This window comes from Streptomyces sp. NPDC055078 (genome assembly GCF_053607985.1).
Map to the genome: position 1 here is coordinate 1 of NZ_JBSGUP010000181.1, position 12,966 is coordinate 12,966.

General features: G+C 71.2%; 8 protein-coding genes and 2 pseudogenes. 9 read left to right on the top strand and 1 reads right to left on the bottom strand.

The window, feature by feature from the left end; all coding sequences use genetic code 11:
- Window positions 1–41 precede the first annotated feature (41 nt).
- From ACWF94_RS17405 to ACWF94_RS17440, 8 genes and pseudogenes are all read left to right on the top strand, one after another.
- Window positions 42–398 carry a DUF2620 domain-containing protein gene (locus ACWF94_RS17405; RefSeq protein ID WP_453488421.1) on the top strand — a complete coding sequence of 119 codons (357 nt, stop codon included), beginning with the start codon at window positions 42–44 and terminating at the stop codon, window positions 396–398.
- Between the two features lie 286 nt (window positions 399–684).
- A complete protein-coding gene (locus tag ACWF94_RS17410; protein WP_453488423.1) occupies window positions 685–2,034 on the top strand; it encodes a YhfT family protein in 1,350 nt (449 codons plus the stop codon).
- 13 nt (window positions 2,035–2,047) lie between these two features.
- A pseudogene (locus ACWF94_RS17415) lies at window positions 2,048–2,971 on the top strand (phosphotriesterase family protein); the annotation flags it as partial.
- Between the two features lie 212 nt (window positions 2,972–3,183).
- Window positions 3,184–4,290 (top strand): annotated as a pseudogene (locus ACWF94_RS17420) (aminotransferase class V-fold PLP-dependent enzyme); the annotation flags it as partial.
- A gap of 185 nt (window positions 4,291–4,475) precedes the next feature.
- A complete protein-coding gene (locus ACWF94_RS17425; RefSeq protein ID WP_453488425.1) occupies window positions 4,476–5,639 on the top strand; it encodes an alanine racemase in 1,164 nt (387 codons plus the stop codon).
- Between the two features lie 10 nt (window positions 5,640–5,649).
- Window positions 5,650–6,852 carry a phosphopentomutase gene (locus ACWF94_RS17430; RefSeq protein ID WP_453488427.1) on the top strand — a complete coding sequence of 401 codons (1,203 nt, stop codon included), beginning with the start codon at window positions 5,650–5,652 and terminating at the stop codon, window positions 6,850–6,852.
- A 118-nt stretch (window positions 6,853–6,970) separates the two neighbouring features.
- Window positions 6,971–7,639, top strand: coding sequence for a helix-turn-helix domain-containing protein (locus tag ACWF94_RS17435; protein WP_453488429.1), 669 nt, complete (start codon window positions 6,971–6,973; stop codon window positions 7,637–7,639).
- Between the two features lie 719 nt (window positions 7,640–8,358).
- Window positions 8,359–8,673, top strand: a complete 315-nt coding sequence (locus tag ACWF94_RS17440) for a MazG-like family protein (RefSeq protein ID WP_453488431.1) — start codon at window positions 8,359–8,361, stop codon at window positions 8,671–8,673.
- Between the two features lie 456 nt (window positions 8,674–9,129).
- Here the strand turns inward: ACWF94_RS17440 and lysS are convergent, their stop codons facing one another.
- On the bottom strand, window positions 9,130–10,875 hold the full coding sequence (gene lysS, locus ACWF94_RS17445; RefSeq protein WP_453488433.1) for a lysine--tRNA ligase: 1,746 nt from the start codon (window positions 10,873–10,875) through the stop codon (window positions 9,130–9,132).
- A gap of 200 nt (window positions 10,876–11,075) precedes the next feature.
- Here lysS and argS point away from each other — a divergent pair, with 200 nt between their 5' ends.
- On the top strand, window positions 11,076–12,845 hold the full coding sequence (gene argS, locus ACWF94_RS17450) for an arginine--tRNA ligase (protein ID WP_453488435.1): 1,770 nt from the start codon (window positions 11,076–11,078) through the stop codon (window positions 12,843–12,845).
- Window positions 12,846–12,966: the final 121 nt, after the last annotated feature.

Below are 12,966 nucleotides of genomic sequence, written 5' to 3' on the forward strand. Positions count from 1 at the left end.
GCCCCACCCCCCCCTCAGCGACACCACACCAGGAGCCAGCCATGACAAAGATCCTCACCGGCGGAATCGGCAAGGTCGAGACCGCGAGCACCGTCAAGGCGCTCGCGCTCGACGGCATCGAGGTCTCCGTCTCCAGCGACATGGACGCCGCGATGAAACTCCGCGCGGGCCAGGCGGACTACTACCTCGGCACCTGCCACACGGGCGCCGGCGCCTCCCTCGGCGTACTGGTCGGCCTGATGGGCCGGGACGCCTGCCACACCTTCGGGCGCTCCGTACCCACCGAGGACGAGGTCACCGCCCTGCTCGCCGAGGGCAAGAAGGTCTTCGGCTTCTCCCTGGACCAGATCGACGCGGTCGCCCCCACGATCGCCCGCGCCATCGCCGCCCGGGGCTGACCGGTTCCGACCAGCCGGCGAGCGAGCCGAAGGGGCGCGCTGGGGCCTGGCACCCGAGCCCCGTGGCCCCGTGGCCGTGCTGGATGCCCTCAGGGGCCTTGCTCAGCGTCCGTGAAGGGCCCGTGCCCCTTGCGGCTGGCGAGTGAGCCGAAGGGGCGCGCGGATTTATGGAAGGCGAACGCGCGGAGGTCCCGAGGAACGAGGGACCGAGCACGATCGCCTGAAGAAATCCGCTTAAGCGCTCCGGAGGCGAACCGAGCCCTCAAATAACAAAGGAGTGACCCCCGTGAGCACCACTCTCGCCGCCGCCACCAGTCTTGACTTCTCGCTGTGGCAACAACTGACCGTGATAGCCCTCTGTGCGCTGACCGCGTTCATCTCGCACATGGCCCTCGCCGTCTTCAACGACGGGGTACGCCCCTTCCTCCTGGACTTCATCCAGGGGCGGACCACCCGCAGCGCCACCACCGCGGTCTCCTTCGGACTCTCCGCGGGCTTCATCTTCGGCCTCGGCGCACCGATGGCCCTGTCGACCGGGGTGCTCAACCCCTGGCTGCTCTTCCTGCCGACCGACATCCTGGGGCTGCTCTCGCCCAAGAAGTGGCTCGCCCCGATCCTGGGCGGCGCCTGGGGCGCGGTGGTCGTCTTCGGCCTGAACGGCGCCAACGACATCGCGAACGACATGCCCGTCGACTTCCTGACGGCGATGCAGCAGATGTCGACACCGATCCTCTTCCTCTTCACGCTCTTCCCGGTGCTCGCGATCACCAAGCAGTTCGGGCGGATGTGGGGCGGTGTCGCGGGCGTCGTCGAACTCGCCCTGGTCGTGATGACCATGAAGATCTGGCCGAACATGTTCGCCGGGGCGCTCGCCATGGCCACCGGCGTCCTGCTGCTCATCGGCCTGGCGGTCTCCAAGGACCTCAAGCAGCGCAAGGCGGACCGGGCGGAGAAGGTCCTGGCCACGGAGCCGGAGCCGGTCCCCGCCGGCGACGACCCGATGGCCTCCCTCTTCAGCGCCAGCGCGGCCCGGCTGCGCCGACATCTCCCGCTGTTCATGCTGCTGGGCGCGGGAGTCGCCGTACTGGCGCAGAGCCATGTGTTCGGCGGCGGCGAGGCCACCAGCTTCCTCATCGCCAAGGGTGACTACGCGGAGGCCGCGCAGGTCGACTTCTACCGTGTCTTCGGCTTCATCCCGCTGATCGCGACGACCGCGCTCGCCTCCGGCGCGTACGGCATCGCGGGCTTCACCTTCGTCTATCCGCTCGGCTATCTGATGCCGAACCCGTATGTGGCCGCGCTCGTCGGCGCCGCCGTCTTCGCGGTCGAAGTGCTGGCCCTGTCGTGGATCGGAAAGGTCCTGGGCAAGCTGCCGAGCGTCCGGGACTCATCGGAGCATCTGCGCGGCGCCATCACGGACACCCTCCAGCTCGCGATCCTCTTCGGTTCCCTGATGGCCGCAAACGCCATGGGCGGCGGTCTGGGCATCCTCATCGTCGGCGGGCTCTATCTGCTGAACGAGGCGATGGGACGGCCCCTGGTACTGATGGCCGCCGCCCCCACCGCGGTGATCGTCGGCGGCATCCTGCTCAACCTCCTCTACTGGCTCGATCTGTTCACCCCCATCAAGAGCTGAACCGGGACTCGCCATGAACACTCTCCGGACGGTCACCGGCCCCCTCTCCCCGCACGCGGTGGCGGGGCCGGTCCTGGCCCATGAGCATCTGGTCCTCGATCTCGACCGGGCGGGCGACTCGGCCGCCGTCATCGACAGCGGCCACGCCCCGGCGGTCACCGCCGAACTCGCCGAGCTGCGCGCGGAGTTCGGGCTCGGCCTGGTCATCGAGCTGACCTGCCGGGGCATGGGCCGCGACGCCCCCGCGCTCGCCCGGATCTCCCGCGCCACGGGGGTCCCGGTCGTCGCCGCCACCGGCTGGTACTACGAGCCCTTCCACACCCCCGATCTGGCGGGCAGCGGTGTGGAGCGGCTGACCGACGTTCTCGTACGGGAGATCACCGACGGAATCGCCGCCACCGGTATCCGGCCCGGGGTCCTCGGCGAGATCGGCAGCCACGGCGAGACGCCCTCCGAACCCGAGACCCGGGTGCTGCGCGCCGCCGCACGCGCCGCCGTCGCCACCGGCCTCTCCGTCGCCACCCACGCCCAGCTGGGCCGCGGTGGCCGCGCCCAGCTCCGCCTGCTGACCGGCGAGGGCCTGGCCCCCGAGCGCGTCTGCCTCGGCCACCAGGACCTCCTGGACGACGCGGGCGTCCACCGGGAGCTGGCCTCGGCCGGCGCGTATGTCGCCTTCGACACCGTCGGCAAGGAGAGCTACCAGAGCGACGACACCCGGCTGCGGCTGCTGCTCGCCCTGATCGACGCGGGGCACGCGGACCGGGCGCTGCTCAGCTGTGACATCTCCCGGCACGGCTATCTGCGGACGGAGGGCGGCCAGGGGTACGGGCATCTGTTCCGTACGTTTCTGCCCCGGCTGCGGGCGGCCGGGGTGGACGACGACCTGATCGATCTGCTCACCCGGCGCAACCCCCTGCGCTTTCTGACGGGGGCGGACCCGGGGCCGCGCCGGAGCGAGGACCCGGGCGCCGGGACCGCCACCCCGCACACCCCGACAGGCCCCGCGACCGCCACCCCGCACACCCCCGCGGACGACGGACCCGCCACCCCGCACACCCCCACCTCTGCCCCCGGCGCCCCGACTGATCCGACTGATCCGACTGATCCGAACGCCCCCGGCAGCGGCACGCCCCCGCAGGAGAACTGACGATGCCCACCACTCCCCCGGCCCTGCCGGAGACCTTCCCCCTCGCCACCGTCCCGCTCGCCGACGCCCTGGCCCGCCAGTTCCGGCTGCTGGAGTGCACGGCCACCCACTTCGAGGGCCAGGAGCTGTTCTCGGCGGACGCGGGTGTCGTGCCCGGACTCGGCCGCCCCCGGACGACAGCGCAGGTCGAGTCGGTCCTCGCGGACTACTTCGGCGCGGACGACGCGGCCCTCGTCCAGGGCGCGGGCACCGGCGCGATCCGGGCCGCCCTCACCGCCGCCGCCCCGACGGACCTCCTGATCCACCGCGCGCCCGTCTACCGGACGACCGCGGTGACCCTGCGCACCCTGGGCGTACGCACCAGGGAAGCCGACTTCAACGACCCGGCCGCCCTGCGCGAGGCCCTGCGCACCACCCGCTGGGCGTATATCCAGCACACCCGGCAGCGGCTCGCCGACTCCTACGACCCCGGCGAGGTCATCGCGCTGTGCCGGGACGCCGGGGTGCGCACGATCGTGGACGACAACTACGCGGTGATGCGCGTCCCCGCGTCCGGCGTTGAGCTGGGCGCGGAGGCGTCCTGCTTCTCCCTCTTCAAGCTGCACGGCCCCGAGGGCGTCGGCGTCGTCGTCGGCAGCCGCGATCTCGTCGAACGCGTCCGCGCCGACAACTACTCGGGCGGCGGCCAGGTCCAGGGCCACCAGGCGCTGGACGCCCTGCGCGCGCTCACCCACGTACCGGTGATGTGGTCGATCCAGTCGCAGGTCACCGCCGAGGTCGCCCAGCGGCTGAGCGCGGGCGAGATCCCCCAGGTCGCCGAGGTGCGGATCGCCAACGCCCAGGACCGCTGTCTGCTGGTACGGCTGGACCGGCCGGTCGCCCGCGAACTGCCCGCCGCCGCCGCGAAGCTGGGTGCCGCGCCGTATCCGGTGGGCTCCAACTCCCGTTACGAGATCGCCCCGCTGATCTACCGGATGTCCAGCTCGTCCCTGGACGACGAGCCGGGGCTGGCCGACTGGACCGTGCGGGTGAACCCCATGCGGGCGGGCGCGGATCTGGTGATCGACCTCCTGCGCCATGCGATCGGCGCGGTGTACGACGCGTACGACGCGCAGGCGCCGGGCGCACCACCCCGGGACGCGGCCCTCCGGGGCACGGCCTCCAGGAGCCCGGGGCCCGGGAGCCCACAGCCCGGGACCCCCCGCACCACGACCGCCGGTCCCTCCGAACCCCCGCACACGCCCCAGGCCCCCGAAGCCCCCCACAGCCCGCGCGACCCCAAGGACTGACCACCGTGTTCCTCGACACCGTCCTCGCCCGCAACCCCGAGCTGGTCGATGCCGCGACCGCGCTCCACCGGGGCGGTGACATCCCGCCCGACACCTACGTCATGGACCTCGACGCCGTCGGCGCGAACGCCGCCCTGCTGGCCGCCGAGGCGGACCGGCTCGGCCTCGCGCTGTGGTTCGTCGTCAAGCAGATCGGCCGCAACCCGGAGCTGATCCGGGCCATCGCCCGCCACATCCCGAAGTACGCGGCGATCGACGCCCCCGAGGCCCGTATCCTCCACGCCGCCGGAGCCCGCGCGGGCAACCTCGGCCATCTGGTGCAGATCCCGGAGCGCGCCCTGCCCGAGATGCTGTCCTGGCGGCCGGAGACGGTCACCGTGTACGACCTGGCCAACGCCCGCGCGGTGGGTGAGGCGGCCCGGCGGCTCGGACTCGTACAGGACGTTCTCGTACGGCTCGAAGGCGCCGAAGGGACCGTGTACCCCGGCCAGGAGGGCGGGGTGCCGCTCGGCGGACTCGACGACTTCGCCGCGGCGGCGGAGCGGCTGCCGGGGATCAGGATCGGGGGCGTCACGGCCTTCCCCAGCCTGCTGTGCGACCCGGTCACCGGCGTCCCCGAACCCACGGCCAACCTCGAACTCTCCCTCAAGGCCCGCGATCTGCTCGCGGCGCGCGGCCACGGCGATCTCAGGCTGAGCGCGCCGAGCGCCACCTCCATGGCCGCCCTGCCGCTGCTCGCCGCGGCGGGCGCCACCCACGGCGAACCGGGCCACGCCCTCACCGGTACCACCCCCCTGCACGGCGTCGATCCGCATCAGCCGGAGAAACCGGCGTACGTCTACGTCACCGAGGTCGCCCACACCCTCGCGGACGGCCGCCCGGCGGTCTTCGGCGGCGGCTTCTACGCCCGCGCGCAGATCGCCGGGGCGCTGCTCCCGCGCACCGGCATCCGGCTGCGGGTGGCGGACGCGCCCGCCGAGAACATCGACTACTACCGCCTGCTGGAAGCGCCCGGCGACCACCGGGACGCCGTCATCGGCGACACGGCGGTGCTCGCCTTCCGCACCCAGATCTTCGTCACCCGCTCCACGGTCGCGGTCGTCGCGGGCCTGTCCACCGGCACTCCCCGGCTGACGGGCCTGTACGACTCCCACGGCCGTCCCCTGTGAGGACCGCACCATGAGCACCACCGGCACCACCGGCACCACCGTCATCGTCGTTGTCGACGGCTTCGGCATCGGCGCGATGCCCGACGCCGGGGCCCTGCGGCCGGGCGACATGGCCGCCGACACCTGCGGCCATGTCCTGGACGCCAGCCCCCTGAAGCTGCCCACCCTCGGCGCGCTCGGCCTCGGCCTGGTGCATCCGCACCCCGGCCTGGCGCGCACCACCACCCTCCCCGTCGCCGCCGGGCGCGCGGCCCTCGGCTACCCGGGCGCCGACACCTACGCGGGCCACCAGACCCTGGTGGGCGCCGACTTCAGCCGGGTGACCGTCGCCCGCCTCGCCGATCACCTCGGCCCCGTGACGGCCGCGCTGACGGCGGCCGGCCACCGGGTCGTCCCCCACGACGGCGTGCTGCTGGTCGACGCCACCGTCGTCGTCCACGACAACCTCGAAGCCGACCCCGGCATCAACTGGAACGTCTCCGGCCGCCTGGACGACCTCCCCTTCGACGGCCCCGCCGGCATCCTCGCCATCGCCCGTACGGTACGGACGGTGGCCCCCGTCGCCCGTGTCATCGCCGTCGGCGGGCACACGGACCGCCCACTGACCGCCTTCCTGCGGCAGGGTGACGGCGGGACCACCGGCCTCGACACCCCCGCGACCGGCTTCTACCGCAACGGCGGCCTCGCCGTACGCCACCTCGGCGCGGACCTCGACCACACCCGCCAGCTCCCCGAGCGGGCCGCCCGCGCCGGTGTCCCCGTCACCCTCATCGGCAAGGCGGCCGACATTCTGGCCTGCGACGCGGCCGTCCGCCTCCCGGCCGTACCGACCGCCGACGTCCTGGCCCACACCCTGCGCGCGGCCCGTACGGACGGTCTGGTCATCGCCAACGTCCAGGAGACCGACCTCGCGGGCCACCAGCAGGACACCGCCCGCTACGGCTACCTCCTCGAACAGATCGACACCGGCCTCGCCGACCTGCTCCCCCTGCTCGACGCCCCCGGCGACCGCCTGATCGTCACCGGGGACCACGGCAACGACCCGACGATCGGCCACGCGTACCACACCCGCGAGTACGTCCCCGTCCTCGTCCACCGCCCGGGCTCCCCCGGCCCCGAACTGCTCCCCGACGCGCCTTCCCTCTCCACGGTCGGCACCCTCGCGGCGACTTCCCTCCGCCTGCCGCCACTCCCCACGCCACCGCCCACCTGAGGCCCGCGCCCCCGGGCAACCGCGACCCCGACCACCCGCGCCACGGCACCGATACGGCAGCTTCAAGAGCGCCTGCTACACCATCCCCACGCCTCCCCAGCGGGCGTACTCTCGTGGTATGAGCAACGCGGGTAAGCACGTGAAGGACATCCGTAAACGCCGGGGGCTCACGCAACGGGGACTGTCCGAAGCCTCGGGCGTCTCACTGTCAATCATCCGGAAGCTTGAGCAAGGAGAACGGGAAACCGCCCGCCTTGAGACGCTGCGGAAGCTGGCAACCGCTCTACGAGTGCCCACCATGCGCCTGTCCGGCGGCCCGAACGAAGAGGGCCCCAGAGAAGGCACCGAGGAACGATGGGAAGCGGTCCGCGCAGCCATCGAACAACCCCCGCTCACCCCGGAACTGGACGATGAGCCCCCAACCATCGCTGGCCTGTATACGAGCTTGACGGCAGAGGCGCTACCCCTCTATGCCGCACATCGGTTCAGCGAGCTTTCAGAGGTTTTGGCTCCTATGCTTCGAGACGCTGAAGCGTTGGGACACGACGGTCGCAGGGTCCGCGTCCGCCTGTTGCAGCTTGCGGGCGGTGCCTTGGTCCACACACGGCAGTTCAGTGCGGCTGAGACTGCACTCCGCCGTGCGCTGGACGATGCGGGGGATCGCATGGAAGGGGCGGCCACGATCAATACGCTGTGCTGGTTGCTGCTACGGCAGGGGCAGTTGGATCAGGCGTACGGTACGCCCGTGACATTCTCGACAAGATCGTCAAGGGTCGCCGGACGCTGACGCCCGAGATGCGGACGATGGCTGACGTCGTGGGGCTGCCGCTCTAGTTGAACCGTGGGGGCACTTTTATGTGATGGTTCGTCAAAGTGCCACAGACGCAGAGGGCTACCTCTCCGTTGCGACCCCGTGTACGCCGCCCAGTGGCGCGCGACCCTCGACACGGCATGGGAACAGCGGCAGATCGACCGGGCCTTCGCCGAACTGGTCCACGCCCTGACTGATGAGAGCGGCCTGCAGTGAGCGCGCCCCGGCTTCCAGGCCGACCTCTCCGGTCCCTGCCCCGGGAACCCACCGCCCCGGCCCGCGTCACCTCGTACTGCGGACTCTGCGCCGGACACCGCTCCATCTGGTGTGACCACTGCGCCGGATTCGACGGCTGCCACCTCTGCGCCCTCACCCGCCGCCCCTGCCCCCTCTGCGTCGGCGGCAACGCCCAGCGCATCCGCTGGTAACCCCCGCCACCATCCCCGGCCCCGGTGGCGTACGCCGCACGACGACCGGGCCGCCCTCTGGTTCCCTCCGGCGTCCGAGGGCGTCGTGGTTCAACTCGGCAGCGGGTATGCAGATGTGGACGCCAAGAACGCGTTCCTGTGTCACGCCCAGCCGACGAGACCGAACGCCAATCGCTGGTATCTGAAGCCGAGTTGGCAGTGACCTAGGCATCGCTGCTCCGTACGGTGTTCCTGGCACGCAGGACCGACATACGGAGCAGCGCAAGCATGGATCAGAGCACCTGGGGCACCGTTGACCGACTCGTGGGGTGGCTTGACGCCGAAAGCCCGGTGTCTCCGGACGTCGCGCGTCTCCTGCGAGTGCTGAAGATCAGCGAGGAAGCCGGAGAAGTCGCCGAAGCCGTCCACGGCGTGATGGGGTCAAATCCCCGCAAGGGCGCGAGCCACACCTGGGAGGACGTCCAGGAAGAACTGTGTGACGTCATCCTGACAGCCATGGTCGCGCTGGCGACCTTGACCCCGGACGCACAGAAGGTCTTCGAGGAGCGGCTGTCTCACATCGCCGACCGTTCCCTGACCTGACCCGGAGACCTGGCCTCTCGCGATGACCGACCCCTCGCGCCGGACACCACGAAGGCGCTGGCCCGCACAACCAGCCCGTTGGGGTCCCCCCGGGGAGATCAAGGACACACCCGCGGGGTGTGCGGGCACACGACAACCCCCGCGGCAGAACGCCGGGGCCCGCAGGCCCGGGCCCTCCCGGGGGCCAGCCCCCGAACCCCCGCTCCTCAAACGCCGGAGGGGCTGAAATACCACCCCCCGGGCACCACCCGCGAGCCCGGGCATGGCAACCAAGCCAGTCCGGCGTCTGAGGACGGCCCAGCACGGCAAAACCCAGCCCGTCCGGCGCTTGAGGACGGACCCTCCCCCGGAGCCCCCGGGCAAAACAACCCGGGTACGGCAATTCCAGCCCGTCCGGCGCTTGAGGACACACCCGCAGGGTGTGCGGGCACACCACAACCGGAACGCGCCCCAGGTCTAGCCGCCCAAAAGGACTCGCACTCGCTCCGCCCCCACCGCCAGCAGCAGCGTCGGCAGCCGCGGTCCCGTCTCCCGGGACACCAGCAGCCGGTACAGCAGCGCGAAGAACGACCGCTGGGCCGCCTTCAGCTCAGGCGTCGGCTTCGCGTCGGGCTCCAGACCGGCCATCACCTTGGGCACGCCGTAGACCAGCGTCGTCAGCCCGTCCAGCGACCAGTGCGTGTCCAGCCCGTCGACCAGCAGCCGCAGGGAGCGCCGTGCGTCCTCGTCCAGGGAGGACAGCAGCGCGGTGTCCGGCTCGGCGCGTACGACGGTGCGCGCCTCGGCCGGCACCTGGCTGGTGATCCAGTTCTCGGCGCGGTCGAGCCGGGGCCGCACCTCCGCCAGCGAGGTCAGCGGATTCGCCGGGTCCAGCTCACCGAGAATACGCAGGGTCTGCTCGTCATGACCGGCGGTGATGTCCACGACGGACGCCAGGGTCCGGTACGGCAGCGGCCGGGGCGTCACGGGCAGCTCCCCCGCCGCCGTCCGCACGGCCCGCGAGTACGCCGCCGCGTCCGCGGGCAGCGCGGCCCCCTCCGCCACCTTCACGGAGAGCTTGTCCCACTCGTCGTAGAGCCGCTGGATCTCCTGGTCGAAGGCGATCTTGAACGCCTGGTTCGGCCGCCGCCGCGCGTACAGCCACCGCAGCAGCGGCGCCTCCATGATCTTCAGCGCGTCGGCCGGTGTCGGCACCCCGCCCCTGGACGACGACATCTTCGCCATCCCGGTGATCCCGACGAAGGCGTACATCGGGCCGATCGGCCGCTCACCGCCGAAGATCGGGCAGATGTACTCACCGACCTGGAACGACGAACCGGGCGAGGAGTGGTCGACCCCGGAGGGCTCGAAGACGACACCCTCGTACGCCCAGCGCATCGGCCAGTCGACCTTCCACACCAGCTTCCCGCGGTCGAACTCCGCCAGCCGGACGGTCTCGGCGAAGCCGCACGCCCCGCAGGTGTACGTCAGCTCGGTGGTCTCGTCGTCGTAGGCCGTGACGGTGGTCAGATCCTTGTCGCAGCGACCGCAGTAGGGCTTGTACGGGAAGTACCCGGTCGAGCCGGTCCCGTCGTCCTCGGCCGCCGCGCCCGACCCCTCGGCCGCCTCCAGCTCGGCCTCGTCCACCGGCTTCTGCGACTTCTGCGCCTTCTGTGCCTTCTGGGGAGCCGCCTTCTTCGTCCGGTACCTGGCGAGGATCGCGTCGATGTCCGCCCGGTGCCTCATCGCGTGCAGAACCTGCTCGCGGTACGCCCCGGAGGTGTACTTCTCGGTCTGGCTGATGCCGTCGTACGTGACGCCCAGCTCGGCCAGCGACTCGGTCAGGGCGGCCTTGAAGTGCTCGGCCCAGTTCGGATACGGAGATCCCTTGGGCGCGGGCACCGAGGTCAGGGGCCGCCCGATGTGCTCGGCCCAGCTCTCGTCCACGCCCTCGACCCCGGCGGGCACCTTGCGGTACCGGTCGTAGTCGTCCCAGGAGATCAGATGCCGCACGTCGTACCCGCGCCGCCGGATCTCGTCCGCGACCAGGTGCGGGGTCATCACCTCACGGAGATTGCCCAGGTGGACCGGCCCGGAGGGGGAGATCCCGGACGCGACGACAACGGGTTTCCCAGGCGCACGCCGTTCCGATTCGGCGATGACATCGTCCGCGAAACGGGAGACCCAGTCGGTCTCGGTGCTGCTCTGAGCCACGGTCGGCACGTCCTTCTTCCTCACGGCGGGATCTCGTAGCGGGAACCCGGGGGCGAGCACCCATTCTCCCAGACGGAACGCCCCGCTCCATGGTCGCCCCGGCGTCGTCCCGGCGTCGTCCCGGGACCGCCACTACTGAGGTGAGCGAGCCTGTCCCACCGTGGGACACTTGACAACCGAAATAGCCCCGACCTCACGAACGGAAGCTCATGGCCTCGGTCCCCTCCCTCGCATCGACCGTGCAGCAGCGCCTCGCGGACGCCCTGGCGGCGGCCCTCCCGGAGGCCGCCCCCGCCGACCCCATGCTGCGACGGAGCGACCGAGCGGACTTCCAGGCCAACGGCATCCTCGCCCTCGCCAAGAAGGCCGGGGGAAACCCGCGCGACCTGGCGGCCAAGGTCGTCGAGGCGATCCCCGGCAACGATCTCCTCAAGGAGATCGAGGTCTCCGGCCCCGGCTTCCTGAACATCACGCTCACCGACCGGGCGATCGTCCGGACGCTGGCGGCCCGCGCCGCCGACGACCGGCTCGGCGTCCCGTACAGCGAGAGCCCGGGCACGACGGTCATCGACTACGCCCAGCCGAACGTGGCCAAGGAGATGCATGTCGGCCACCTCCGCTCGGCGGTGATCGGCGCGGCGATGGTCGAGATCCTGGAGTTCACCGGCGAGAAGGTGATCCGGCGCCACCACATCGGCGACTGGGGCACCCAGTTCGGCATGCTCATCCAGTATCTGACCGAGCACCCGCACGAGCTGGACCACCGGCGGGGCGAGGAGGTCTCCGGCGAGGAGGCCATGTCGACCCTCAACCGCCTCTACAAATCCTCGCGCGCGCTCTTCGAGTCCGACGAGGCGTTCAAGGCCCGCAGCCGGGACCGGGTGGTGGCGCTCCAGTCGGGCGACGAGGAGACCCTCGCGCTGTGGCAGCGGTTCGTGGACGAGTCGAAGATCTACTTCTACTCGGTCTTCGACCAGCTCGACATGGAGATCCACGACCCCGACGTGGTCGGCGAGTCCGGCTACAACGACATGCTGGACGACACCTGCCGCATCCTGGAGGAGTCGGGTGTCGCGGTCCGCTCCGAGGGCGCGCTCTGTGTCTTCTTCGACGATGTCAAGGGCCCGGACGGCAAGCCGACCCCGCTGATCGTGAAGAAGTCGAACGGCGGCTACGGCTACGCGGCCACCGACCTCTCCGCGATCCGCGACCGCGTCCGGAACCTGGGCGCCGACACCCTGCTGTACGTCGTGGACGCGCGGCAGTCCCTGCACTTCAGGATGGTGTTCGAGACCGCGCGCCGGGCCGGCTGGCTCGGCGACGGGGTCAAGGCGGTCCAGCTCGCGTTCGGCACGGTCCTCGGCGCGGACGGCAAACCGTTCAAGACCCGTGAGGGCGAGACCGTACGGCTGGTGGATCTGCTGGCCGAAGCCGTGGAGCACGCGACCCATGTCGTCCGGGAGAAGGACGTCAGGGGCGAGCTGTCCGACGAGGAGATCGCCGAGCGCGGGAAGCAGGTGGGCATCGGCGCGATCAAGTACGCCGATCTGTCCACCTCCGCGACCCGGGACTACCGGTTCGACCTGGACCAGATGGTCTCGCTCAACGGCGACACCTCGGTCTACCTCCAGTACGCCTACGCCCGTATCCAGTCCATCAAGCGCAAGGCGGGCACCACCGGGCCCGCCGCCCACCCCGAGCTGCCCCTCGCCCCGGCGGAACGGGCGCTCGGGCTGCATCTGGACCGGTTCGCCGAGACGGTCGCCGAGGTCGCGTCCGCGTACGAGCCGCACAAGCTGGCCGCGTATCTGTACCAGCTCGCCTCGCACCTGACGAAGTTCTACGACCAGTGCCAGGTCCTCAGCGACCAGAACCCCCCCGAGGTCGTCGAGAACCGCCTCTTCCTCATCGACCTCACCGCCCGCACCCTCCACCAGGGCATGACCCTCCTGGGCATCCGCACCCCCGAGCGCCTCTAAAACCAAGGACCGGCACAACCAGCCCCGCCGGCGATTGAGGACCGGCACAACCAGCCCCGCCGGCGATTGAGGACCGGCAGAACCAGCCCCGCCGGCGATTGAGGCGCGGGGGTCCGGGGGC